Below are 25,858 nucleotides of genomic sequence, written 5' to 3'. Positions count from 1 at the left end.
GACGTTTGACTGTATCTGTAGTGACGCCGCACCGAGGCTGGCTTGCCTTGCCAAAAAGCACGGGCTTTCACGTATGGGATGGTAGGCGAGGCGCCTCTCCTGACCAGATGGCAACATTCCGAAGGCAAAGTGAGCAGCGCTTAAAAAGAGCCTACGCTTCCGGCGAATTTGCTGCCTATTTGCCACATCAACTCGAACATTCAGGAACCACAACCCACTCGTATGGTGCCATACCTCTGGGTGAGCTACATATGCGGCACGCAGCAGCGAGCTCCGCAATTGCAACAATCCGCCACTTGATCCGGAACGATGCCCCACGCAAGCAAAATTGCCAAGGATGCGAACCGCGAAGCCGATCCGTGGCAAGAGAGGCGTAGACAACATTCAGGGGCGCTTAAACAATTCGGACCTCGTTTTCCCGATAAGCGTGGAGACTTACTAAATTTTAGCAGATGACCGTAACTTCAATTTAAGTGCCGTCATGCGAGCAATTGCGCAGGTTCGGACGGGCAGGGCGCAGGATCCTGGAATATGTCTTCTAGCCTTTGTTAGAGGTTGCGGTGGAAGCGCCTCATAAGCGCTAGTCGCCAAGATCAAAAACCTTCTCGAATATAAATAAAGCTTTTGGTTGAATTTCCTCTTCAAATGGAGCAGAGGAAATTGGCATTAGGCGCGGCCGAAATGGAATAGGCAAACGGGGATTTTATGACGAACCTCATTACTTTTATTAAGTACGTCGACACGACTGGGGATCAGAGAATTGACGGGCTTATCAGCGGCGTTGCCTGGGACGGCACGATAACCTATGCGTTTCCCACCCTTTCGACATCGTATTCCTATGAGGGCGAGAAAGATTTCGACTTCTCGTCGATTTCTTCGCAACAGCAGTCTGCAGCCTTGTTTCTTATGGAGCAATCCTACGGAAACGCGGCAAATGACGGCTTTTCGGTTGAGGGATTTACGAACGCGAACTTTGAGGCGGGAGGCGCCGATACCGCATCCGTGCGCTTCGCTCAGTCGTCCCTGCCTCCGACGGCATGGACCTATTATCCGGGTAATCGCAGCTACAGCGGCGATGTCTGGTTCGGAACCGAATATGCCGGCACAGAAGATGACCTTCGCTTTCCGGGGTTCGGCAACTATGCGGGCCACACCGTGGCGCATGAGTTGGGTCACGCTCTCGGTTTGAAGCATGCTCATGAACCGGATGACGCCAATACGACAGTTGTTCCGAGTGCGTATGACTCGGTCGAATACACGATCATGACCTACCGCACCTATGTCGGAGACAATTTGAGTGGGTACAAGTATGAGCATGATGGCGCGCCGCAAACCTTCATGATGCTCGACATCGCCGCCCTGCAGGAAATGTATGGTGCGGACTACACCACGAACAGTGGCGATACCGTCTACAAGTGGAATCCCGACGAAGGCATCACCTATGTCAACGGAGTGGCGGCCATCACGCCCGATGCCAACCGGATCTTCGCAACAATCTGGGACGGTGGCGGTATCGATACCTATGATTTGAGCGCTTATACCACCGCCCTCAAGATCGACCTGCGAGCAGGCGGATACTCGGTCTTTTCCCAGGACCAGTTGGCCGATCTGTGGGGTGGTCCGAACAATGGCTACGCCCGCGGCAACATTTTCAACGCGCTTCTGTTTCACGGCAACGTTGCGTCCTTGATCGAGAACGTTCAGGCCGGCTCCGGCAACGACAACATCACAGGCAACGAAGCGAACAATACGCTTTGGGGCAATGCCGGGAATGATTCGCTTTATGGCGGCGCCGGCGCTGACACATTGATCGGCGGAGTTGGTTCCGATTGGATGGTGGGCGGGGCGGGCAACGATCTCTATGCCGTCGACGATAACTTCGATTTTGTGATCGAGAGTGCGAACCAGGGGACGGACACCGTTCAGACGGCGCTTTCAACCTATACGCTCCGCGACAATGTCGAGATCTTGACCTACACAGGGTCCGCCAGCTTCACCGGCACCGGCAATGCGCTCGCCAACACGATCACCGGCGGCGCCTTCAACGACACGCTGAATGGCGGGGCTGGTGCGGACACCTTGATCGGTAGTGCGGGCGACGACACCTACATCGTCGACAATGTTGGCGACAGCGTCACCGAAGCCGCCAATGAGGGGATCGACACTGTTCGCGCGACATCGGCAAGCTATACGCTTGCCGCCAATCTCGAGAACCTCACCTATATCGGCACGGCAGCCTTTACCGGGACGGGCAATGACCTTGCCAATACGATCAGGGGCGGGGCAGGTGCCGACACCTTGGACGGGAAGGGCGGTGCGGACAGCTTGATCGGCGGTGCGGGCAACGACACCTATATTGTCGATACCCTTGCCGACGTGATCACCGAAGGGCTGAATGAAGGAGGCGATCTGATCAAGACGACGCTTTCTTCCTATGCCTTGACCATCAATGCCAATGTCGAAAACCTGACCTTCATCGGCACCGGCGATTTTACCGGGACTGGAACCAGCATCGCCAATACGATCACCGGCGGCGCTGGCAACGATGTTCTGGACGGCGGCGCCGGCAATGACACGCTGAATGGCGGCGGCGGCAACGACATCTATATGGTCGACAGTGCGGGCGACGTGATCAACGAGGCGGTCAGCGCCGGCACCGACGAAATCCGCACGGCGCTTGCAGCCTACTCGATCGCCGCCTTGGTCAATGTCGAGAACCTCACCTACACTGGATCCGCCAGCTTCACCGGCACCGGCAATGCGCTCGCCAACACGATCACCGGCGACGCCGGCAACGATACGCTGAATGGCGGAGCCGGTACGGACAGCTTGATCGGCGGTGCGGGCGACGACACCTACATCGTCGACAATGTCGGCGACAGCGTCACCGAAGCCGCCAATGAGGGAACCGACACGGTTCGCACGACATTGGCAAGCTATACGCTTGGCGGCGATGTCGAGAACCTCACCTATATCGGCATCGGCACGGTAGCCTTTGCCGGAACGGGCAATGATCTCGACAACACCATTCTGGGCGGGGCAGGTGCCGATACCCTGGATGGGAAGGCCGGTGCGGACAGCTTGATCGGCGGTGCGGGCAACGACACCTATCTTGTCGATGACGTTGGCGACGTGGTCACCGAAGGGCTGAATGCAGGAACCGATCTGATCAAGACGGCGCTTTCAAGCTATACGCTCGGCAACAATGTCGAGAACCTGCTCTATACGGGATCCGGCAGCTTCACCGGCACCGGCAATGCGCTCGTCAACACGATCATCGGCGGCGCCGGCAACGACACGCTTGACGGCGGCATCGGCAATGACACGCTGAACGGCGGCGCCGGCACCGACACATTGATCGGCGGCGTCGGTTCCGACACGATGTCGGGCGGGACGGGCGACGACATCTATGTGGTCGATATTGCGACCGACGTGGTGATCGAGAATGTCAATGAAGGGACGGACACGATCCGGACGGCGCTTGCCGGCTATACGCTCGGCAACAATGTCGAGAACCTGCTCTTTACGGGCTCCGCCAGCTTCACCGGCACCGGCAACGCGCTTGATAATACGATCACCGGCGGCGCCTTCAATGACACGCTGAATGGTGGGGCAGGTGCGGACACCTTGATCGGCGGTGCGGGCGATGACACCTATATCGTCGACCATGCCGGTGACATCGTCACCGAAGCTGCCGACGAGGGAACCGACACGGTTCGCACGACATTGGCAAGCTATACGCTTGGCAGCGATGTCGAGAACCTGACCTATATCGGTACGGTAGCCTTTGCCGGAACGGGCAATGATCTCGACAACGTGATCACGGGTGGCGCTGCCGCCGATACGCTTTCGGGCGGCGTCGGCAACGATACGCTGAATGGCGGGGGCGGGGCCGATCGTTTGATCGGTGGTGTTGGCGACGACACCTATATCGTCGACAATGCCGGCGACCTCGTCACCGAGAACGCCAATGAGGGGATCGACACGGTTCGCACGACCCTGAGTGCCCACACATTGGCGGCCAATGTCGAGAACCTCACCTATATCGGAACGGCAGCCTTTACCGGGGCAGGGAATCTGCTCGACAACGTCATCACAGGTGGTGTCGCCGCCGACAAGCTTATAGGCGCTGCGGGCAATGACACATTGATCGGCGGGGCTGGCTCCGACACGATGCTGGGTGGGATTGGCGACGACATCTATGTGGTCGATATCGCAACCGACGTGGTGATCGAGAATGTCAATGAAGGGACGGACACGGTCCGGACGGCGCTTGCCAGCTATACGCTCGGCAACAATGTCGAGAACCTGACCTATACCGGCTCCGCCAGCTTCACCGGCACCGGCAACGCGCTTGATAATACGATCATCGGCGGCGCCTTCAATGACACGCTGAATGGCGCAGCAGGTGCGGACACCTTGATCGGTGGTGCGGGCAACGACACCTACATCGTCGACAATGCCGGCGACATCGTCACCGAAGCTGCTGACGAGGGAACCGACACGGTTCGAACCAACCTGGCGAGCTATACGCTTGCTGCCAATGTCGAGAACCTGAGCTTTGCCGGCACGGGGCCGTTTGCAGGCACCGGCAACAATCTCGACAACTCGATCACGGGTGGCGCTGCCGCCGATACGCTTTCGGGCGACGCCGGCAACGATACGCTGAATGGCGGAGCCGGTACGGACAGCTTGATCGGCGGTGCGGGCGACGACACCTACATCGTCGACAATGTCGGCGACAGCGTCACCGAAGCCGCCAATGAGGGAACCGACACGGTTCGCACGACATTGGCAAGCTATACGCTTGGCGGCGATGTCGAGAACCTCACCTATATCGGCATCGGCACGGTAGCCTTTGCCGGAACGGGCAATGATCTCGACAACACCATTCTGGGCGGGGCAGGTGCCGATACCCTGGATGGGAAGGCCGGTGCGGACAGCTTGATCGGCGGTGCGGGCAACGACACCTATCTTGTCGATGACGTTGGCGACGTGGTCACCGAAGGGCTGAATGCAGGAACCGATCTGATCAAGACGGCGCTTTCAAGCTATACGCTCGGCAACAATGTCGAGAACCTGCTCTATACGGGATCCGGCAGCTTCACCGGCACCGGCAATGCGCTCGTCAACACGATCATCGGCGGCGCCGGCAACGACACGCTTGACGGCGGCATCGGCAATGACACGCTGAACGGCGGCGCCGGCACCGACACATTGATCGGCGGCGTCGGTTCCGACACGATGTCGGGCGGGACGGGCGACGACATCTATGTGGTCGATATTGCGACCGACGTGGTGATCGAGAATGTCAATGAAGGGACGGACACGATCCGGACGGCGCTTGCCGGCTATACGCTCGGCAACAATGTCGAGAACCTGCTCTTTACGGGCTCCGCCAGCTTCACCGGCACCGGCAACGCGCTTGATAATACGATCACCGGCGGCGCCTTCAATGACACGCTGAATGGTGGGGCAGGTGCGGACACCTTGATCGGCGGTGCGGGCGATGACACCTATATCGTCGACCATGCCGGTGACATCGTCACCGAAGCTGCCGACGAGGGAACCGACACGGTTCGCACGACATTGGCAAGCTATACGCTTGGCAGCGATGTCGAGAACCTGACCTATATCGGTACGGTAGCCTTTGCCGGAACGGGCAATGATCTCGACAACGTGATCACGGGTGGCGCTGCCGCCGATACGCTTTCGGGCGGCGTCGGCAACGATACGCTGAATGGCGGGGGCGGGGCCGATCGTTTGATCGGTGGTGTTGGCGACGACACCTATATCGTCGACAATGCCGGCGACCTCGTCACCGAGAACGCCAATGAGGGGATCGACACGGTTCGCACGACCCTGAGTGCCCACACATTGGCGGCCAATGTCGAGAACCTCACCTATATCGGAACGGCAGCCTTTACCGGGGCAGGGAATCTGCTCGACAACGTCATCACAGGTGGTGTCGCCGCCGACAAGCTTATAGGCGCTGCGGGCAATGACACATTGATCGGCGGGGCTGGCTCCGACACGATGCTGGGTGGGATTGGCGACGACATCTATGTGGTCGATATCGCAACCGACGTGGTGATCGAGAATGTCAATGAAGGGACGGACACGGTCCGGACGGCGCTTGCCAGCTATACGCTCGGCAACAATGTCGAGAACCTGACCCATACCGGCTCCGCCAGCTTCACCGGCACCGGCAACGCGCTTGATAATACGATCATCGGCGGCGCCTTCAATGACACGCTGAATGGCGCAGCAGGTGCGGACACCTTGATCGGTGGTGCGGGCAACGACACCTACATCGTCGACAATGCCGGCGACATCGTCGCCGAAGCTGCTGACGCCGGGACCGATACGGTTCGCACGACACTGGCGAGCTATACACTGGGGGCCAATGTCGAGAACCTCACCTTTATCGGATCTGGGACGTTTATCGTCGGAACAGGGAATGCGCTGGACAACATTATCGTCGGCGGCAGTGGTTCGAATACGCTAACGGGTGGTGCCGGCAATGATACCCTCACTGGCGGAGCGGCAACCGACGTCTTCATTTACTCGCCGAACTGGGGCCATGATACGATCACAAACTTCGTCGCAACCGGCTCAGCAAGTGACGTGATCTCGATCGATGACAGCATTTTCGCCAACTGGGAATCGCTTTTTGCGGCAACTGAGCAGTCCGGGAATGATACAATTATCAGAGCCGATGCCGACAACACCATAACGCTAACAAATGTTGCTCTTTCAAGCCTGCATTCGTGGGACTTCTTCTTTGCGTGATCCTTGCTCGGACCTCGCGGCGCATTTTTTTCGGGAAGGGGCTGAACCCGTAACGGCGTGAATCAAGTCCGGCGGATATTGACGGACGTCGGTGCGGGCGTAGCTCTTTCGATCAACGGTAGGCACGGCAGCGGGGTTAGAGAGCATGTCGCGCAAAAGTGCAGCGTGCAATCTGCAGGTGCAGGCTCGAAACCAGGATCCTGTCGATTAAATGGAACCCATGCCATCCCTCACCGTTCTCCAAGCTGACGGGAGAATACGCATGTCGAAAACGCTGCTCTACGGCGCGACCAAGATCGACGAGACGAACGGCGCCTATTCGCCGATCGAAAGCCTGGCCGCATTCCAGTGGAAGAATCGCGTCTTCATTCTTTTCGCCGACAGGGACAATGCCCGCGCGGCGCGCCAGGAAAACCAGCTGCTGGCCGACCGCAGCGCGGTCGATGAGCGCGATATGGTGGTGCTGAAGGTCTCGGGCGGCAAGGTGCGGGCGCTTTTCGGCGCCGCCGATGGCCTCGACGGCGAAGTGATCCGCCGCGATCTCGATGCGCCGGAGACCGGTGAATTCGCCGCCTTCCTTGTCGGCAAGGACGGCACCGTCAAGCTCAAGGTCAGCGAGCCGATCACCAATGGCGAGCTCTTCGCCATCATCGACAGCATGCCGATGCGCGCTGCCGAGACGCTGAAGTCGGACAAATAGTCCCGACGAACATCGCAAACATAAAGGGAGGCGGTCATGTCCGTGCCCAACGAACCCATTCCCGATCAGCCGCCGATGCCGGCGCCCGGCTGGAAGCCGGTGCCGCCGATCACCGAACCGGAGCCGGACCGACTCCCCGACGAAGCTCCTGTTCCCAACCCCGATGAGAACGACGAGCCGGCCAAGCACGTTTCGGGAATTTAAAGGAAGATGTGGCGCTCGGCACGGACGAGTTCCTGTAGGAAGTCGACGACACTGCGAACGCGGACGAGGTCGCGCGCGGTTTCGTGATAGGTCGTCCAATAAGCCCGTCGGATCGAAATGTCAGGCAGGATGCGCTGCAGTTCCGGATATTGTCGGGCGATATAATCGTGCAGGATGCCGATACCCGCGCCTGATCGCACCGCCTCCGTCTGGCCAATCGCCGTCGAGATTTCAAAGCCGGCGTCCCAGCTGCGCATTACCTCGCCGGAGAAATTCAGCGAGGCGGTGAAGATCAGATCCTCGACATAGCCGATGCGCGGATGCGCCTTCAGCGCTTCGACATCGCCGGGTCTGCCGTTCGAGGCGATGTAGTCGCGCGAGGCATAGAGGCCGAGTGTATAGTCCGTCAGCTTGGAGGAGACGAGCCGGCCCTGTTCGGGACGTTCCAGCGTGATGGCGATATCGGCCTCACGCTGCGACAGCGAGAAGGAGCGCGGCACCGGCACGAGCTGGATCTTCAGCTCCGGATGGCGCTCGATCAGCCTGCCCATGCGGGGTGCCAGGAAGGAGACGCCGAAACCATCGGGTGCGCCGACGCGCACCGTCCCGGCAATCGCCGTGTCGGTGTGGCCGAGATTGGCCTGCGCCGCGAGCATTTCGGTTTCCATCCGCTCGGCGGCATTAAGGAAGATGCCGCCTTCAGCCGTCAGCTCGCAGCCATTCGTCCGGCGCACGAAGAGCCGCGTCTTCAGCGCCTCTTCGAGTGAGGTCAGCCGACGTGAAAGCGTGGCGTGGTTAAGCCCCAATCGCTTTGACGCGGCGAGGATCTGGCCGGTTCGGGCGATGGCGAGGAAGATGCGAACGTCGTCCCAGTTCATCACTTGGCCCGCATTGCAATGGGATCGACATCGATCAGCGTCAGCGACGTCACCATGCCGGCCGTCTCGCTCTTATATTTGAGGAAATGCGGTGTCCGCAGATGCGCCTCATAGGCCTCCTGGTCGGTGTAGACTTCGAGAATACGAACGCGGTTTGGAGCCTCTCGGATGGAAACAGCGCTGAGTGAAAGGACACCCTCTTCCAGCGTGACCGAAGCCTCGATCTCCTCCGTCAGCAATGCCCGATAGGCGTCGAGCCTGTCGGCGGCGATCGCCACATCCGCCATTCGCACGACCGGATTTTGGCTCATCGATTGACCCTCCCTGAGTTTGACTTGTCCGCATGCCGCTCCAAGTTTGGGAGCAGCAGCGCCTGCATCAGAACTATAAATTGTGCACAACGGTTGCTTATATCATCGCGTTGATTTGTGCAAATTGAAGTGCGAATGTAGGCCATCCAAACAGGAGGAACATTCATGCGTGAGATCGGACATTTCATCGGCGGCAAGCAGGTCGCCGGCACCAGCGGCCGGGTCAGCAACGTCTACAATCCGGCGACCGGCGAAGTGCAGGCGACCGTCGCCCTCGCCAGCGTCGAGGAGCTTCGCGCCGCCGTCGAGAACGCCAAGGCCGCGCAGCCGAAATGGGCTGCCACCAACCCGCAGCGCCGCGCTCGCGTCTTCTTCAAGTTCGTCGAGCTCCTGAACAAGCATATGGACGAACTTGCCGAATTGATTTCGAAGGAACACGGCAAAACGATCGAAGACGCCAAGGGCGACGTCATTCGCGGCCTCGAAGTCTGCGAATTCGTCTGCGGCATCCCGCATCTCGCCAAGGGTGAGTTCACCGAGGGCGCGGGTCCGGCGATCGACATGTATTCGATCCGCCAGCCGGTCGGCATCGGCGCCGGCATCACTCCTTTCAATTTCCCCGGCATGATCCCGATGTGGATGTTCGCGCCGGCGATCGCCTGTGGCAATGCCTTCATCCTGAAGCCTTCCGAGCGTGATCCCTCCCTGCCGATCCGTCTTGCCGAACTGATGATCGAGGCCGGTCTTCCGGCGGGCATCCTCAATGTCGTCAACGGCGACAAGGGCGCCGTCGACGCCATCCTCACCGATCCGGATATCGGCGCCGTTTCCTTCGTCGGCTCCACGCCAATCGCCCGCTACGTCTACGGCACGGCGGCGATGAACGGCAAACGCGCCCAGTGCTTCGGCGGCGCCAAGAACCACATGATCATCATGCCGGATGCCGATATGGACCAGGCCGTCAACGCGCTGATGGGCGCGGGCTACGGTTCGGCCGGTGAGCGCTGCATGGCGATCTCGGTTGCCGTTCCGGTCGGCGAAGAGACCGCCAACCGCCTCGTCGAGAAGCTGACGCCGAAGATCGAGTCGCTGCGCATCGGCCCCTATACCGACGACAAGGCCGACATGGGCCCGCTCGTCACCAAGGAAGCCTATAACCGCGTTCGCGGCCTCATCGACCGTGGCGTCGAGGAAGGCGCCAAGCTCGTGGTCGATGGCCGCGACTTCAAGCTCCAGGGTTATGAAGACGGCTATTTCGTCGGCGGCTGCCTGTTCGATCACGTCACGCCTGAGATGGACATCTACAAGACCGAGATCTTCGGACCCGTCCTCTCCGTCGTTCGCGCCCAGAACTACGAGGAAGCGCTGTCGCTGCCGATGAAGCACGAATACGGCAACGGCGTCGCGATCTATACCCGCGACGGCGACGCCGCCCGCGATTTCGCCTCGCGCATCAATATCGGCATGATCGGCATCAACGTTCCGATCCCGGTTCCGCTCGCCTATCACTCCTTCGGCGGCTGGAAGGCATCGAGCTTCGGCGACCTCAACCAGCACGGCACGGATTCGATCAAGTTCTGGACGAAGACCAAGACCGTCACCGCCCGCTGGCCGTCCGGCATCAAGAGCGGCGCCGAATTCGTCATGCCGACGATGAAGTGACCGGACACATCGATCTGCAATTCGGGGGCCTTTCGGCCCCCGTTTTCTATTTAAGGTTGTTGATTTCTGCGCCTCTTTGCTTTTCAGATAATGCGTCCACCGCGATTCCCATCAAGGGTGGTTGGGCAAGTGTGCTGGGGGAAGCAAAGATCATGGATAACAGAGTGTCCGCGGGCTCCGCGGCAAATGCGTTCGAGCGTGCCCGGTTCACCGGCACGGCGTCCGAATATTTCGGCATCTGGATTGTCAATGTCCTGTTGACGATCGTAACGCTCGGGATTTATTCCGCCTGGGCGAAAGTGCGGCGAAACCGTTACTTCTACGGCAACACCGTCCTGCTCGGCCGCGCTTTCGAATATGACGCCACCGGCAAGCAGATCCTCATTGGCCGCCTCATCGTCTTCGCTTTCATTGTTGTGGCCAACATTCTCGCGACGATCCATCCGCTGTTCTCACTTGTAACCACGATCCTGGTGCTCATCGCTCTGCCCTGGCTGATCGCCAGAGGCCTTCGTTTCAACGCCCGCGTGACGAGTTACCGCAACGTACGGTTTGATTTCACCGGCACCGCCGGCGGTGCCTTCGTCTCTGTGTTGCTCGGAGGATTCGTCGCTTTCCTGTCGCTAGGCCTGCTTGCGCCCGTCGCCAGCCGTTGGCTCAACCGCTATATCCTGAACAATCTGCGCTACGGAAACCGGCCGTTCCAAACCGATCCTAGGGTCGGAGCGCTTTATGGTGCGCTCGTTGTCCCGGCGCTGATAGTCGTGGTGGGAGCGGTCCTTGTCTCTACGCTTGGTTCGACGATGATTGGATGGCTTCAGGCCTATAACGCAGATGGAGTCAGGAGCGAACTCGGTGATGCCTTAACGGCGGTCGGACTATACGCAATCTTCTTCACTGTCTTCATCGTGTATGGTCTTGCGAGCATCATCTATCGGGCTGACGTCCATAACATGGTGTGGTCGTCGACGTGGATTGATGGCCGGCACAAATTGCGAAGCGATCTTTCTCCAGTGCGCTATGCCTGGATAGCCATATCAAATGTCTTTGTCACAGTGCTCACCCTCGGCTTGATGCGTCCCTGGGCGGCGGTCCGCCTGGCGCGTTATGTTGCCGAGCACACGGCAATCCGCATCGACGGCGAAATCGGGGAAGTTTTCACGCAGATTCAAACGACAGGTGCGGCCATCGGTGCGGAATATATGAGCATGGAAGGGATCGATTTTGGTTTCTGACACAGAGACCATTGCCAAGGGGGAATGGTTTCCGCCGCATTCGAGCGGCGCCGTTCCCGCGCGCCTGCGGTCGCGCGGCGGCCGCCTGGTCGCCGTGACCGAAGAAGACGCAATTCTTTCTGACGGCGATGCTGGGCAAGTCTCCTTCACGCCGCGTGTCGGGTCGATCCCGCGGCGCGCCGTCTTTGCCAATGGCTCGGTTTTCGAAAGCGCGGACAACGATGCCATCGATGCTTTCCTTCGCGGCGCGGGCAGAAGCGGCTGGGTGCATCGGCTGGAAGAATTTCATCCGCGCATCTTCGTCTTCGTGATCGCCGTCCTTCTGCTTGCCGTTGGAATCTACCGTTATGCACTGCCGGCCCTGGTCGAAGTCGCCATCTTCGTGACGCCACCTGTCGTCTCCGGGGCGATATCGTACGGCGCTCTCAACACGCTGGATAATACCGCGATGAAGCCGAGTCGCCTGACGGACCTCCGGCAGGCGGAAATTGCCGGTCTCTTTCGGCAGGTGGCCGCCAATGCCGAGGGCGGCGCCGAGCGTTACGTGCTGAATTTCCGCGATGGCGGCCTGATCGGTGCCAATGCTTTCGCGCTTCCGGACGGCAACATCATCATCACCGATCAACTGGTGGACCTGGCGGGTGGCGACGATGAGATGATATCAGGCGTTCTCGCTCATGAGATCGGCCATGTCGAATATAAACATAGCCTCAGGCAGCTCTATCGCGCGGCGGGCGTCGCCGGTCTCGTCATGCTGATTGCCGGCGATATCGGTTCCGGGGTCGAGGATATCCTGACCCAGGGCGGTGGCCTGCTCGCATTATCCTATTCCCGCAACGCCGAAGCCGAAGCCGACCGGCGCTCCGTCGAACTGATGGGCGAGGCCGGCATGAACCCGGCCTCGATCGCCCGGTTTTTCGACCTGCTGGAGGAAGAACTCGGCGATCGCTCCGGCACCAGCATGCTGTCCAGCCACCCCGGCACGCCCGAGCGCAAGCAGGCAATCCTGGATTATGCCGGCGCTCTGAAGCAGGATTGGCCTCGCGGCAAATGGCCTCATAAGCTGAATGCGAATTTCATATTTTGGAATTGTTCAAAACTACCAAACCGCCTATATACGTCTGAACAGGCACGAGTCAGGAGATCGGCATGCGGTTGACGAAGCAGACCAACTATGCGGTTCGCATGTTGATGTATTGTGCTGCCAACGAAGGGCAGCTGAGCCGGATTCCGGAAATTGCCAAGGCCTACGGGGTTTCCGAACTCTTTCTTTTCAAGATCCTGCAGCCGCTGAACAAGGCCGGTCTGGTCGAAACCGTGCGCGGCCGCAACGGCGGTGTGCGCCTGGGCAAGCCGGCACCCGAGATCACGCTCTTCGACGTCGTCCGGGTCACGGAAGACAGTTTCGCCATGGCCGAATGCTTCGAGGATGACGGCATGGTCGAATGCCCGCTGGTCGACAGCTGTGGCCTGAACTCGGCGCTGCGCAAGGCGTTGAACGCCTTCTTCGGCGTGCTCTCGGAATATTCGATCGATGACCTCGTCAAAGCCCGACCCCAGATCAATTTCCTCCTCGGAATTACCGGCGAGCACCACTACCGCAAGCCGGCGGCCGTTGCCCCCGCCGCCTGATTTCAAGAAACAGGTCTGACTTATGAAACCGCGGTTGCCTCGGCGATCGCGGTTTTTGTTTGCGCCATCCGGTTGCACCCAGGGGTGCTGAAATGTCCAACATGCGCTGCTGAGAGGCGCAATTGTCCAAAATGCGACGAAATCCCGGACATTTTTGTCCGAATATTTCCGAATGAGGCCGATTTTTGACCAAAAATTTCTAAAATTGTCCAGCTGGAAAAATTTTCTCCGTAGGCCGTTGCTTTCAGTAGATAAATGTCGTTCCATCGACCGTCGATCGGGATGCCTACGGGTCTCCAGACATCAAAAAAGAACAACCGGGAAACAATACTATGAAAAAGATCTCTGTCATGCTGGCAGCGACGGCCTTGATTTCGGTCATGGCGACGTCCGCCTGGTCCAAGACCCTTGTTTATTGCTCCGAGGGTTCGCCGGAAGGCTTCGACCCGAGCCTCTATACGGCAGGCACGACCTTCGACGCGTCCTCGCGCACCGTCTACAGCCGCCTCGTCGAATTCAAGCATGGCGGCACCGAGATCGAACCCGGCTTGGCCGACAGCTGGAGCGTTTCGGACGACGGCAAGGAATACACCTTCAAACTTCATCCCGGCGTCAAGTTCCAGACCACCGACTTCTTCACGCCGACGCGCGATTTCAACGCCGACGACGTCGTCTTCTCCTTCGAGCGCCAGCTGAAGTCCGACAATCCTTGGAACAAGTATGTCGAGGGCGGTTCTTACGAATACGCCGCCGGCATGGGCTTCCCGGAACTGATCAAGTCGGTCGAGAAGGTCGATGACCTCACCGTCAAGTTCACGCTCAACCATCCCGAAGCGCCGTTCCTGGCCGACCTCGCCATGGACTTCGCTTCCATCATGTCCAAGGAATATGCCGACAAGCTTGCCGCCGACGGCAAGATGGCACAGCTGAACCAGCAGCCGCTCGGTACCGGCCCCTACACCTTCGTCGCCTACCAGCCGGATGCCGTCATCCGCTACAAGGCCAACGAAAGCTATTTCAAGGGCAAGGAAAAGATCGACGATCTGGTTTTTGCCATTACCTCTGACGCCGCCGTCCGCGCTCAGAAGCTGAAAGCCGGCGAATGCCACCTGATTCCCTATCCGAATGCCGCCGACGTTCCTGAACTGAAGAAGGACGGAAATCTGACGGTTCTGGAGCAGCCCGGCCTCAACGTCAGCTACCTCGCCTACAACACGCAGATGGCGCCCTTCGACAAGCCGGAAGTTCGCCGCGCGCTCAACATGGCAATCAACAAGCAGGCGATCGTCGATGCCGTCTTCCAGGGCGCGGCAACCGTTGCCAAGAATCCGATCCCGCCGACCATGTGGTCCTATAACGATGCCGTTCAGGACGAGAAGTATGATCCGGACGCCGCCAAGAAGGCTCTGGCAGATGCCGGCGTCAAGGATCTCAGCATGAAGGTCTGGGCGATGCCGGTGTCGCGCCCCTACATGCTGAACGCACGCCGCGCTGCCGAACTGATCCAGGCCGACTTCGCCAAGATTGGCGTCAAGGTCGAGATCGTCACGCATGAGTGGGCCGAGTACCTGAAGCTCTCCTCCGATGTGAAGCGTGACGGCGCCGTCATTCTCGGCTGGACCGGTGACAATGGCGATCCCGACAACTTCATGGATACGTTGCTCGGCTGCGATGCCGTCGGCGGCAACAACCGCGCCCAGTGGTGCAACAAGGAATACGACGACCTGATGACCAAGGCCAAGCTGACGGCCGATGTCGGCGAGCGCACCAAGGCCTATGAGCAGGCGCAGCTGATCTTCAAGGAGGAAGCCCCCTGGGCGACCCTCGACCATTCGCTTGTCTTCGTTCCGATGAGCAAGAAGGTGTCGGGCTTCAAGATGGACCCGCTCGGCATTCACCGTTTCGACGGCGTCGACGTATCCGAATAACAAGAATAATGTAAAAATGCCCGGCAGTGCTGGGCACAGCCGGCGGTCAGGACCCTCCTGACCGCCGGAAACTATTGGACATCTGCCATGTTGCGCTTTTTCATCGGCCGCCTTGCGGTGCTGATTCCGACATTCCTCGGCGTTTCCCTGATTGCCTTTTCTTTCATCCGCCTGCTGCCCGGAGATCCCGTGATGCTGCTCTCGGGTGAACGCGTCATGGCGCCGGAGCGGCACGCCCAGATCATGCACGATCTCGGTTTCGACCGGCCCATGTATATGCAGTATTTCGATTATCTCGGAAAAGTGCTGCAGGGCGATCTCGGCACCTCGATCGTCACCAAGCGGCCCGTTCTCGGCGAATTCCTGACATTGTTTCCGGCAACGCTGGAACTGTCCTTCTGCGCCATCATCCTTGCGGTCTGTCTCGGCGTGCCCGCTGGCGTCTTTGCCGCCGTCAAGCGAGGCACGTGGTTCGATCAGAGCGTGATGGGTGTCGCCCTCGTCGGTTATTCCATGCCGATTTTCTGGTGGGGTCTGCTGCTCATCATCTTCTTCTCCGGCTATCTCGGCTGGACGCCGGTATCCGGCCGCATCTCGCTGATGTATTTCTTCAAGCCGGTGACCGGCTTCATGCTGATCGACAGCCTGCTGTCAGGTCAGAAAGGGGCCTTTGCCTCGGCCATCAGCTACCTCATTTTGCCCACCATCGTGCTGGCGACCATCCCGCTCGCCGTCATCGCCCGCCAGACGCGCTCGGCCATGCTCGAGGTTCTCGGTGAGGACTATGTCCGCACCGCACGCTCGAAAGGTTTGAAGCCGCTGCGCGTCGTCGGCGTGCACGCGCTGCGCAATGCAATGATCCCCGTCATCACCACGATCGGCCTGCAGATCGGCGTCCTTCTTGCCGGCGCCATCCTCACCGAGACGATCTTCTCCTGGCCGGGTATCGGCAAATGGATGGTCGATTCGGTGTTCAAGCGCGATTACGCGGTGGTGCAGGGCGGCCTTCTGCTGATCGCCGGCGTCATCATGATGGTCAATCTGATTGTTGATGTCCTCTACGGCTTCATCAATCCGCGCATTCGTCACTAGGAGCGGTCCATGAGCACGGTCACCGTCAAAACCGGCCAGCCATCCGCTCTTGCGGAATTCTGGCACTATTTCTCCCGCAACAAGGGCGCCGTCATCGGCCTCGTTGTTTTCGTCATCATCCTCGTCGTTGCGATCTTTGCACCGGTCTTTGCGCCACATGCGCCGAACGAGCAGAACCGGGAGGTGCTGCTCGCCGTGCCTTCCTGGATGGAGGGAGGCCACGCCTCCTTTCCGCTCGGAACGGATGCCGTCGGCCGCGATATCCTCTCGCGGCTGATCTACGGCGCGCGGTTCTCGCTCTTCATCGGCGTCGTTGTCGTCACACTGTCGGTCATATGTGGTGTCCTGATCGGCCTCGTCGCCGGCTACTTCCGCGGCCGGATCGATACCGCCATCATGCGCTTGATGGACATCATCTTGGCCTTCCCGTCGCTGCTGCTTGCGCTCGTTCTGGTGGCGGTCCTCGGCCCTGGTCTCACCAACGCGATGATCGCGATTTCGCTGGTCAACCAGCCGCATTTCGTGCGGTTGACCCGCGCCTCGGTCATTTCAGAACGTGAGAAGGAATATGTGATCGCCTCGCGTGTTGCCGGCGCGGGCACGCTGCGCTTGATGTTCAAGACGATCCTGCCGAACTGTCTGGGGCCGCTGATCGTTCAGGCGACGCTTGCCTTCTCGGCGGCGATCCTCGATGCCGCCGCCCTCGGCTTTCTCGGCATGGGCGCTCAGCCGCCGACACCCGAATGGGGCACCATGCTCGCCGAGTCCCGCGAATTCATCTCGCGCGCCTGGTGGGTCGTGACATTTCCGGGCCTCGCCATCCTTATCACCGTTCTTGCCATCAACCTGATGGGCGACGGCCTGCGCGATGCGCTTGATCCCAAACTGAAGAGGTCGTGATGCCGCTCCTCGAAATCGAAAATCTGACTGTCGAATTCCAGACATCATCCGGTCTTTTCCGCGCCGTCGACGGCGTGTCGCTGACTTGCGACAAGGGCGAGATCCTGTCGGTCGTCGGCGAATCCGGCTCGGGCAAATCCGTTGCCATGCTGGCCCTGATGGGGCTGCTGCCCTGGACCGCCAGGATCACCGCCGACCGCATGCAGTTCGATGGTCAGGATCTGCGCGGCATCTCCGCCCGTCAGCGCCGCCGGATCGTCGGCAAGGACATGGCGATGATCTTCCAGGAGCCGATGTCGAGCCTGAACCCGTGCTTCACGGTCGGTTTCCAGCTCGGCGAGACCCTGCGCGTCCATATGGGCCTCAACCGGAAAGAGCGCCGCGAACGTTCGATCGAACTCTTGAGCCTCGTCGGCATTCCGGCGCCGGAAGACCGCCTGTCGAACTTCCCGCACCAGATGTCCGGCGGCATGAGCCAGCGCGTCATGATCGCCATGGCGCTCGCCTGCAATCCGAAGCTTCTGATCGCCGACGAGCCGACGACGGCGCTCGACGTGACGATCCAGGCGCAGATCCTCGATCTGCTTGTGCGCCTGCAGAAGGAGCAGGGCATGGCGCTGGTGCTGATCACTCATGACATGGGTGTCGTCGCCGAAACCGCGGAACGCGTGCAAGTGCAATATGCCGGCCAGAAGGTCGAGGAACAGCCGGTGAAGGCGCTCTTCCGTGATCCGCATCATCCGTATACGGCAGCCCTGCTTGCGGCTCTGCCGGAACGCGCCCAGGTCGGCCATCGTCTCCCCTCGATCGCCGGCGTCGTTCCCGGCCAGCACGGTCGCCCGACAGGCTGTCTTTTCGCGCCGCGCTGCGGCTATGCCACGGTCGAATGCGATCGCGGCGTCGTGCGCCAGGGACCGGAACTCGGGCGGGCGCTGTGTAACTATCCATTGAAGGACGGTAAGCCACTCGGGCATCCCGGTGTCATGCGCGTTGAAACTGCAGGAGACCTGGTATGACGGGTGCTGTTCTCGAGGGCAGGGATCTCGCCCGTTTCTACACCGTCAACCGCGGTCTCTTCAAAGCCGACGCCACGGTCAGGGCGCTGAACGGCGTCAGCTTCAGCCTCCATTCCGGCAAGACGCTCGCCGTCGTCGGTGAATCCGGCTGCGGCAAGTCGACACTCGCCCGTCTGGTCACGATGATCGAGGATCCGACAGCCGGCGAGTTGCTGATCGACGGCAAGCCGGCGCGGGTCGGCGACCGCAGCCTGCGCAGCCAGGTGCAGATCGTCTTCCAGAATCCCTATGGCTCGCTCAACCCGCGCCAGAAGGTTGGTGCAATTCTGGAAGAGCCGCTGAAAATCAATACCGATCTCGACGCGAGCGCCCGCCGCCGCAAGGTGGAGGAGATGATGGCCCGCGTCGGGCTGCGCCCGGAACATCACGGCCGCTACCCCCATATGTTCTCCGGCGGCCAGCGCCAGCGCATCGCAATTGCCCGCGCGCTGATGCTGCGGCCGAAGGTGCTGGTGCTCGACGAACCGGTTTCGGCCCTTGACCTCTCGATCCAGGCGCAGGTGCTGAACTTGCTTATGGACCTGCAGAAGGAGATGGGCCTTGCCTATCTCTTCATCTCGCACGGCCTCTCGGTCGTCCATCACATCGCCGACGAGGTGATGGTGATGTATCTCGGCCGCCCGATCGAAACCGGTCCTGCCGCCGAAGTCTTCGCCCGTCCGCGCCATCCCTATACGGCCGCCTTGCTGTCGGCGACCCCGATCGCCGATCCCGAGCGGGAGAAGAACCGCATCCGCCTGCAGGGCGAACTGCCGTCGCCGCTGAAGCCGCCGTCCGGCTGCCACTTCAATCCGCGCTGCTGGAAGGCGCAGGACTATTGTCGCCAGGTTTCTCCCGAATTAAGTGGGGAAGGCGCACAACAATATGCCTGTCATTTCCCGCTCGACTGAGCGGGAGCCGCCGTTTGAGAGGAAACATGCAGGACGATCGGATCAACAGAGCCCATGCGATCATCGTCATGGGGGTCAGCGGTTGCGGCAAGTCCTCGGTCGGCGAGAAACTCGCTGAGGCCTTGCATCTGGCCTTCCTCGAAGGTGATGCGCTTCATCCGGCCGCCAATGTCGAGAAGATGTCGAAGGGCATTCCGCTGACCGATGAGGATCGGATGCCCTGGCTCGACCTGATCGGCAAACGGATGCAGGCCTCGCTGGAAAAGGGCGAGGGCATCATTGTCTCCTGTTCGGCGCTGAAACGCATCTATCGCGACAGGCTGAGGGCTGCCGCCGGCAGCAATCTGTTCTTCGTTTACCTCGAAGGGTCGAAGGCGTTGCTGACGAAGCGCATGGGCGAGCGCAAGGGGCATTTCATGCCGGTCTCGCTACTCGAAAGTCAGTTGGCGACACTCGAGGTGCCGACGGGCGAACCCGGAGTCGTCACCGTCGACATCGACGATACGATCGACGGCATCACAGCAACGGCCCTCCGGGGTCTCTCCACCCTCGGTGTTATGGCTTGAAGCGCTGCGGCGAATAGGCCGAGATATCGATGAATGGCGTCTCGCCGCTGATGAGTTCCGCCAGCACGCGGCCGGTAACGGGCCCGAGCGTCAGTCCATGATGGGCGTGGCCGAAGGCGAACCACAGGCCCTGATGGCGCGGCGCCTTGCCGATGACAGGCATCATGTCCGGCGTGCAGGGGCGCGCGCCCATCCATGGTTCGGGATCGAGCCTTCCTCCGAGAGGGAAGATCGTACGCGCCACGGCTTCGGCCCGGTCGAGCTGCACCGGCGTCTTCGGCGCGTCGAGCATTGCGAACTCCGCCCCTGTCGTCAGGCGGATGCCGCGGTTCATCGGCGCCAGCAAATAACCGCGCTCGGCATCGAGGATCCAGTTGTTGAGCATGGCATTGCCCTTGGCGGCATAATGCATGTGATAGCCGCGCTTGACGCCGAGGGGAAAGGAATAACCGAGCCGGCGCGTCGCGACGGCTGCCCAGGGACCGAGCGCAAGGACCGCATCCTCCGCTTCCATTGCACCTTCGCTGCTCATGATCTTCCAGCCGGCGCCGAACTGGCCGAGCGAGGCGGCGTCGCCTGTGACGAAGCGGCCGCCGAGGCTTTCGAAATAGCGGCGATAGGCCGATGTCAGCGCATGCGGATCGAGCACCGACCAGGGATCGCGCCAGCGGATGCCGCCGGCGAAACGGACGCTCATATCGGGTTCCATGCGTGCGATATCGGCCGACGTCAGGCTGTCATAGTCCACTCCGAATTCATTCTGCCAAAGCGCGGCCTCCGCTAGGGCCTCGTCGCGCTTGGCCTCCGTCCGGAAGATCTTCACCCAGCCGTTCTTGCGGATCAGCGCCTGCGCCTGCGCCGCCTCGATCAGGTCCTTGTGCTCGGCGATCGAATTTTCGATCAGTGGCGCATAGGCCCGGGTGATGACCGCGTGTCGCCGGGCATTCGAATTCCACCAGTAACGGGCGAGAAAGGCGAGCTGTCTCGGCAGCGTACTGAGATGATAATGCGCATCGATGCGGTTGTTGAGCGCATAACGCAGGAGAAGGCCGAGCTGCTGGGGAAAGCCGTAAGGTGCCACCCCCTCGCGCTGGATCAGGCCGGCATTGCCGAAGGAGGTTTCGCTGCCTGGATCCTTGCGGTCGATCAGCGTCACCTGCCGACCGCGCCGCTGAAGATGGATTGCCGTGGACACCCCCACGATACCAGCGCCGAGCACGATTGCGTTCTTCGTCATTCCCCTGCATTCCGCATTGTTCCAGATTGAAAATGCCCCTGCCGATCCCGCCGCGCAAACGAAAATCGCATTCATTTCAAAATCATTGCGCTTTTCAGCGCGGCATTTTCGGCCTTTATGCGCACATGCAGGATTGCGGCATTGAAAAACGAAAAGACGATCGCATAGACCGGCAGGCCGAAAGCAAGGGGAAGGACGGCGATCTCGCAAACGACGATCGTGTAGTTCGGATGCCGGAGAAAGCGATAGGGTCCCGATTTCACGAGCGGCGCGCCGGGCAGGATGATGATGCGCGTCGTCCAGCGATCTTTCAGGGTCGTAAGCACCCAGAGGCGCAGCGCCTGGAGCCCCAGGAACACCAAAAACCAGAAGGGTTGAACCGACCTGCCCGGCGCCAGCAGCCAAAGCCCCATGATCCAGGCGGCATGCAGCGCCACCATGACGCGATAATGCTCCGGGGCGACCTCCCGGCCGCCTCTGGCGAGCAGGGCGGCAGTGTTGCGCCGGGCAAGCACGAGTTCGCCCAACCGCTGCAGCGTCACGAATGTCAGGAGCGCGATCGACGGCCACATTCATGCCGCCCTCCGCAGCGTCACGCAGCTCGCCGAAAACCCTGGTCCCATGGCGATCATCGCTGCCCGCTCCGGCAGCCCGGCGCGGATTACCCGTTCCAGCACGAACAACACGGTCGGCGAAGACATGTTGCCATATTCGGCAAGCACGGCGCGTTCGTGATCGAGCGTGCCGGGTGTCAGTGAAAGCGCGCTCTCCATTGCGGCCAGCACCTTCATGCCGCCGGGATGGCAGATGAAGCGGTCGATATCTGCCGGCCTCAGGCCGTTTCGCGCCAGTATGGCGGTGACCGCCGGGGCGAGCTCTCGTTCGGCGAATGGCGGCAAGGATTGCGCCAGCACGATGCCGAAGCCGCCATCGTCGATCTTCCATCCCATGATATCGAGCGTGTCCGGGAAGAGGTGCTCGCCAGTCGATTCGACTTCCGCCAGGCCGCCGCCGCTCGTGCAGAGCACGCAGGCGGCGGCGCCATCGCCGAAAAGCGCCGTCGCGATGATATTCGGCCGCGTCAGCTCGTCCAGCCGGAAGGCCAGCGTGCAAAGTTCGATTGAGACGAAAAGCACAACGACGCCCGGCCGGTTGCGTGCGAGCCGCGACGCGATCGCAAAGCCGGAGACGCCGGCGGCGCAGCCGAGCCCGAAGACCGGAACACGCTCGATATCGGCCCTGAAGCCCATCCTGCGGCTAAGCTGCGCATCGAGGCTTGGGGTCGTAAAGCCGGTGGAAGAAACGGTAACGGCACAGTCGACATCGCCAGCCTCAAGCCCGGCCCGACGAAGCGCCAAGCTGGCTGCCTCGACGAAAAGTTCGCCCGCCACTTCTGCATAGGCCTGCATGCGGTCCTGCCAGCCGTGCGGCTCGTCGAACCAGGCAAGCGGCCGCGCCGCATGGCGCTTGTTAATACCGGCGGTATCGAAGACGCGGGCAAGATGACGGAAATCCTCGAAACGGCCGGCAAACAGCCGAGCTGAAGATTCGGCCGCCTGCTTTTGGAAAATGATATGTTCGGGCGTGGCAGTGGCGAGGCTGGCGAGTTTCACGGTATCGGTCACAGAATTCTCCTTGTCTTCCCGGCGCAACGCTGAGAACACCCGGTTGGGACGGTTTATTCGGCCTCAGGGGCTTCACGAAGCCGTGATGGAGAAAATGGAGCGGCCGGCGAATAAACCACGGGGCAGCGGTGTTTTCTCCCCGCAACGTCACTTTCCAGGAGTTTTCCCATGACGATCATGACAGCCCGTATTGCTGCCGTCCTTCTTGGCGGCTGCCTTGCCGCTTCGCTCTTCTCCGGCCCGGTCTTTGCTGTCGGCAATGACAACAGCACGATGCCGACCTGCAAGAAGGGCGAGATCTACGACCAGAAGACCAAGAAATGCGTCAAGCAGCAGAGCGCTAATGTCTCGGACGAGAACCGTACCGACTATGCCTATTCGCTGGCCAAGGCCGGCCGTTATGAAGAGGCGCTTGCCATGCTCGATACGGTCAGGGACCAGAACAGCGCGGAGGTGCTGAACTATCGCGGTTACGCCACCCGCAAGCTCGGCCGCACCGACGAAGGCATCTCCTATTACCTGCAGTCGGTGAAGATGGATCCGCAGTACGCCAAGGTCCGTGAATATCTCGGCGAAGCCTATGTCATCAAGGGCCGGCTCGATCTCGCAAAGGAGCAATTGAACATGATCAAGACGATCTGCGGCATGGCTTGCGAGGAATATCAGGATCTGAACGCTGTCATCCTCGACCCGTCGAAGATCTGAGATTAGGCCACTGGCGGGAAATGGAGCTGGAAAAGGATATCCGAATGTCGGTCGCGGACGCGCCATTTCCTGCCTATAGTCGCGAGAATGGAATCGCCGGTTTATCAGGTGGTTCCAAGGATGCAGGATCGGCGGAGGCGGCCATCGCGAGCGAAGCGGATATCAGGAGCGGTCTGACGGAAAACCTGGCCAGGCTCTGGCGTTATGGTCTCGTTCTCTCGCATCAGCGCGATGTCGCCGACGACCTAGTGCAGGCGACCTGCCTTCGCGCGCTCGAGCGCGCCGGCCAGTTCGTTCCCGGCACCCGGCTCGACCGCTGGCTGTTTTCGATCCTGCATTCAATCTGGCTGAACGAGATCCGCTCGCGCCGGGTGCGCCAGGGCCAGGGTTTCGTCGATGCCGGCGAAGCGCTGACGTTCGACGGCGCGCACGATACTGAAACGCATGTGATGGCGGGGCAGGTTTTGAAACAGGTAAATGCGTTGCCCGAGGCGCAGCGGACGGCGGTTTTCCTCGCCTATGTGGAAGGACTGTCCTATCGCGAAGTTGCAGGCATATTGGATATTCCGATCGGGACCGTGATGAGCCGGCTGGCGGCCGCCCGCGCCAGGCTCTCCGGCGCCGGACCGGCAGGGGGACGGCCATGAGCATGAAACACACCATTCCCACCGACGAGGACTTGACCGCCTTCATCGACGGCGAGCTGACGGCGGAAGAGGCAGCTCGCATCGAGGCCATCGTCAAGGAAGATGAGAGCGTCGCCGAACGGCTGGAATTCCTGGCGCGCGCCAGTCTGCCGTTCGAGCAGGCTTTCGCTCCGCTCCTCTCGGAAGCCCCGCAGGAAAAACTGGAGGCGATGCTCGCCGCCATTCCTGCGCATGAGAACGCAAAACCCGCCTCCGCGCCTGCGGTCGTCCGCCGTCGCTTCCTCGGCGCGCTCGCCGCCTCGCTTGTGGCCGGCATCGCCATCGACCGCACCGTCATCGGCATCGGCAGGGGCTTTTCCGCAAAGGACGAAAACAGCGAATGGCGCGCCGTGGTCGCCGATTATATCTCGCTCTATACCGCCGAAACGCTCGCCGGCCCCGTTCCCGGCAGGCAGGACCAGGCCGCCCAGCTCGCCAGTCTTGACGAGAAGCTCGGCCTGTCGCTCTCCCCGGAAGCAGTTTCGCTCCCGGGGATCGATTTCAAAAGCGCCCTGCTGCTGCAATATGACGGTAAGGCGCTCGCCCAGATCGCCTATCTCGATCCCGAAACCGGCCCGATGGCGCTCTGCATCGTGAAATCTGATGCGGGGCCGAAGGCGCCGGATCTGGAAAACCGCAAAGGGATGAATGTCGTCTACTGGTCGAACGAGACGCACGCCTTTATGCTGATCGGCTATGCGGCGGCGGACAGGATGACGGCAATTGCGGATGGGGTGCGGCGGAGGGTGGCGGTGTGACCCGCCACGCCGGCGGCTTTAAGCTGATCAGTCCTGCGATCGATTGCGCATCAGGAACTGGCCTAGCCGGTTCACGATCTTGAAGGCCCAGAACATTGATGTTGAGACCTTGAGGCCGTGGTCGGCAAGGGCGCGCAGCACCTCCTTGTTCTGACGCGATATATTTTGAACGTTCTTGTTCGTGGCGCCCCCTAAGCGCATTCTGACCAAGACTCGCGGAATATAGATCGTTCTGATCCGCGCGACTTCCAAAAATCGCATCATCAGCTCGACGTCGGCTGCAAGCCGATAACGCAGGTCAAACCGCCCGAACCGTTCATAGATGTTGCGCCGAACATAGAATGTTGGGTGTGGCGGGCACCAGCCGCGCGCGAAGAAACCGGGTTTGAACGCGCGGGATTTCCAGTAACGGATCTTGCGATCGATGTGCCGGTTGGAAACATAGACGAGATCGCCATAGCAGCCGTCATAGGCTTTATCGTCCAGCGCTGCCGCCACGGTTTCCAGGGAGTCGCTGCTCTCGAAAGTGTCGTCGGCATTCAGGAATCCGATGATGTCGCCGCTCGCAAGGCCAATCCCCTTGTTCATGGCCTCATAGATACCTCCGTCCACCTCAGAAAGCACACGGCGGTTATCCGCCGGCGCCGAAGCGATGATGGCGAGGGTGGAATCGGTTGAGCCACCATCGACGATGATATGCTCGAAATCGCGGTAGGTTTGCGTGTCGATGGAGCGCAGCGTATCGGTAATGGTCTGTTCGGCGTTCCAGCAAACAGTGATGAGGCTTATCCGAGGAGGGCGTGGATCGGCGGTGTCTACAGCCATTTTGACGAGTATCTTGCTCACATTCTAGGGGCGAAATCTAGCCGACCCGTAGCAGACGGAGAGGCGGCGTCGCAATCCAGTCCTGCAGATTATCCTCGATCAATGTCCGATTGACCGGCGATTGGTCGACTTCCCGTCTTGGTAAGTGCATTGCAT

At 60.5% G+C, this 25,858-nt stretch carries 22 protein-coding genes; 16 read left to right on the top strand and 6 right to left on the bottom strand.

Annotated elements, in window-relative coordinates; translation table 11 throughout:
• Positions 1-705 precede the first annotated feature (705 nt).
• The 3 genes from HJC00_RS32960 (at position 706) to HJC00_RS01315 (ending at position 7,696) form a co-directional block, all read left to right on the top strand.
• Positions 706-6,792: a M10 family metallopeptidase C-terminal domain-containing protein gene (locus HJC00_RS32960; RefSeq protein ID WP_221163541.1), complete on the top strand. Its 6,087-nt coding sequence runs from the start codon at positions 706-708 to the stop codon at positions 6,790-6,792.
• A gap of 262 nt (positions 6,793-7,054) precedes the next feature.
• Positions 7,055-7,492: a DUF4174 domain-containing protein gene (locus HJC00_RS01320; protein ID WP_210629147.1), complete on the top strand. Its 438-nt coding sequence runs from the start codon at positions 7,055-7,057 to the stop codon at positions 7,490-7,492.
• 36 nt (positions 7,493-7,528) lie between these two features.
• Positions 7,529-7,696, top strand: coding sequence for a hypothetical protein (locus HJC00_RS01315; protein WP_210629146.1), 168 nt, complete (start codon positions 7,529-7,531; stop codon positions 7,694-7,696).
• Here the strand turns inward: HJC00_RS01315 and HJC00_RS01310 are convergent.
• Together HJC00_RS01310 and HJC00_RS01305 are read right to left on the bottom strand one after the other, a co-directional pair.
• Positions 7,693-8,574, bottom strand: a complete 882-nt coding sequence (locus tag HJC00_RS01310; protein ID WP_210629145.1) for a LysR family transcriptional regulator — start codon at positions 8,572-8,574, stop codon at positions 7,693-7,695. The two genes, HJC00_RS01315 and HJC00_RS01310, sit on opposite strands and share 4 nt — an antisense overlap.
• On the bottom strand, positions 8,574-8,885 hold the full coding sequence (locus tag HJC00_RS01305) for a putative quinol monooxygenase (RefSeq protein ID WP_221163540.1): 312 nt from the start codon (positions 8,883-8,885) through the stop codon (positions 8,574-8,576). The genes HJC00_RS01310 and HJC00_RS01305 overlap by 1 nt, the downstream gene beginning before the upstream one ends.
• Before the next feature lie 165 nt (positions 8,886-9,050).
• Here HJC00_RS01305 and HJC00_RS01300 point away from each other — a divergent pair, with 165 nt between their 5' ends.
• The 10 genes from HJC00_RS01300 to HJC00_RS01255 all read left to right on the top strand — a co-directional run bounded on the left by HJC00_RS01300 (position 9,051) and on the right by HJC00_RS01255 (position 19,866).
• Positions 9,051-10,547 (top strand): CoA-acylating methylmalonate-semialdehyde dehydrogenase, encoded by a 1,497-nt coding sequence (locus HJC00_RS01300; protein ID WP_221146734.1) that lies wholly within the window; start codon positions 9,051-9,053, stop codon positions 10,545-10,547.
• A gap of 152 nt (positions 10,548-10,699) precedes the next feature.
• On the top strand, positions 10,700-11,782 hold the full coding sequence (locus HJC00_RS01295; RefSeq protein ID WP_221163640.1) for a YjgN family protein: 1,083 nt from the start codon (positions 10,700-10,702) through the stop codon (positions 11,780-11,782).
• The gene (locus HJC00_RS01290) at positions 11,772-12,941 is read left to right on the top strand and encodes a M48 family metallopeptidase (protein WP_221163539.1); all 1,170 of its coding nucleotides are present in this window, start codon (positions 11,772-11,774) and stop codon (positions 12,939-12,941) included. Before HJC00_RS01295 ends, HJC00_RS01290 begins: the two co-directional genes overlap by 11 nt.
• On the top strand, positions 12,932-13,414 hold the full coding sequence (gene rirA / locus HJC00_RS01285) for an iron-responsive transcriptional regulator RirA (RefSeq protein ID WP_210629142.1): 483 nt from the start codon (positions 12,932-12,934) through the stop codon (positions 13,412-13,414). The genes HJC00_RS01290 and rirA overlap by 10 nt, the downstream gene beginning before the upstream one ends.
• A gap of 332 nt (positions 13,415-13,746) precedes the next feature.
• Complete coding sequence (locus HJC00_RS01280) at positions 13,747-15,342, top strand: ABC transporter substrate-binding protein (RefSeq protein WP_221163538.1); 1,596 nt, start codon at positions 13,747-13,749, stop codon at positions 15,340-15,342.
• A gap of 87 nt (positions 15,343-15,429) precedes the next feature.
• Positions 15,430-16,434, top strand: a complete 1,005-nt coding sequence (locus HJC00_RS01275) for an ABC transporter permease subunit (RefSeq protein ID WP_210629140.1) — start codon at positions 15,430-15,432, stop codon at positions 16,432-16,434.
• Positions 16,435-16,443: 9 nt separating this feature from the next.
• Positions 16,444-17,334: an ABC transporter permease subunit gene (locus tag HJC00_RS01270; protein ID WP_210629139.1), complete on the top strand. Its 891-nt coding sequence runs from the start codon at positions 16,444-16,446 to the stop codon at positions 17,332-17,334.
• Positions 17,334-18,350: an ABC transporter ATP-binding protein gene (locus HJC00_RS01265; RefSeq protein ID WP_210629138.1), complete on the top strand. Its 1,017-nt coding sequence runs from the start codon at positions 17,334-17,336 to the stop codon at positions 18,348-18,350. The genes HJC00_RS01270 and HJC00_RS01265 overlap by 1 nt, the downstream gene beginning before the upstream one ends.
• The gene (locus tag HJC00_RS01260) at positions 18,347-19,300 is read left to right on the top strand and encodes a peptide ABC transporter ATP-binding protein (protein WP_210629137.1); all 954 of its coding nucleotides are present in this window, start codon (positions 18,347-18,349) and stop codon (positions 19,298-19,300) included. The genes HJC00_RS01265 and HJC00_RS01260 overlap by 4 nt, the downstream gene beginning before the upstream one ends.
• Before the next feature lie 26 nt (positions 19,301-19,326).
• Complete coding sequence (locus HJC00_RS01255; protein WP_210629136.1) at positions 19,327-19,866, top strand: gluconokinase; 540 nt, start codon at positions 19,327-19,329, stop codon at positions 19,864-19,866.
• Here the strand turns inward: HJC00_RS01255 and HJC00_RS01250 are convergent.
• From HJC00_RS01250 to HJC00_RS01240, 3 genes are all read right to left on the bottom strand, one after another.
• A complete protein-coding gene (locus HJC00_RS01250) occupies positions 19,856-21,103 on the bottom strand; it encodes an FAD-binding oxidoreductase (RefSeq protein WP_221102557.1) in 1,248 nt (415 codons plus the stop codon). The two genes, HJC00_RS01255 and HJC00_RS01250, sit on opposite strands and share 11 nt — an antisense overlap.
• A 71-nt stretch (positions 21,104-21,174) precedes the next feature.
• The gene (locus HJC00_RS01245) at positions 21,175-21,675 is read right to left on the bottom strand and encodes an isoprenylcysteine carboxyl methyltransferase family protein (RefSeq protein WP_221154399.1); all 501 of its coding nucleotides are present in this window, start codon (positions 21,673-21,675) and stop codon (positions 21,175-21,177) included.
• The gene (locus tag HJC00_RS01240) at positions 21,676-22,728 is read right to left on the bottom strand and encodes a type III polyketide synthase (RefSeq protein WP_221163537.1); all 1,053 of its coding nucleotides are present in this window, start codon (positions 22,726-22,728) and stop codon (positions 21,676-21,678) included.
• Between the two features lie 168 nt (positions 22,729-22,896).
• On the opposite strand from HJC00_RS01240, the gene HJC00_RS01235 reads away from it, so the two are divergent.
• Genes HJC00_RS01235 through HJC00_RS01225 form a run of 3 tightly spaced genes read left to right on the top strand, consistent with a single transcriptional unit; the run spans position 22,897 to position 24,877 of the window.
• On the top strand, positions 22,897-23,433 hold the full coding sequence (locus HJC00_RS01235) for a tetratricopeptide repeat protein (RefSeq protein ID WP_210629132.1): 537 nt from the start codon (positions 22,897-22,899) through the stop codon (positions 23,431-23,433).
• A 44-nt stretch (positions 23,434-23,477) separates the two neighbouring features.
• Positions 23,478-24,080 carry an RNA polymerase sigma factor gene (locus HJC00_RS01230; RefSeq protein WP_210629131.1) on the top strand — a complete coding sequence of 201 codons (603 nt, stop codon included), beginning with the start codon at positions 23,478-23,480 and terminating at the stop codon, positions 24,078-24,080.
• Positions 24,077-24,877 (top strand): anti-sigma factor, encoded by an 801-nt coding sequence (locus HJC00_RS01225; RefSeq protein WP_221163536.1) that lies wholly within the window; start codon positions 24,077-24,079, stop codon positions 24,875-24,877. The genes HJC00_RS01230 and HJC00_RS01225 overlap by 4 nt, the downstream gene beginning before the upstream one ends.
• Before the next feature lie 27 nt (positions 24,878-24,904).
• Here HJC00_RS01225 and HJC00_RS01220 read toward each other — a convergent pair whose 3' ends face one another.
• Positions 24,905-25,702 (bottom strand): glycosyltransferase family 2 protein, encoded by a 798-nt coding sequence (locus tag HJC00_RS01220; protein ID WP_221146730.1) that lies wholly within the window; start codon positions 25,700-25,702, stop codon positions 24,905-24,907.
• Positions 25,703-25,858: the final 156 nt, after the last annotated feature.

Source organism: Rhizobium sp. NLR22b, from assembly GCF_019685295.1.
Classification (GTDB): Bacteria; Pseudomonadota; Alphaproteobacteria; order Rhizobiales; family Rhizobiaceae; genus Rhizobium.
Note: the sequence above shows the minus strand (reverse complement) of the source record. Positions and strands in the feature narration are given on the sequence as shown.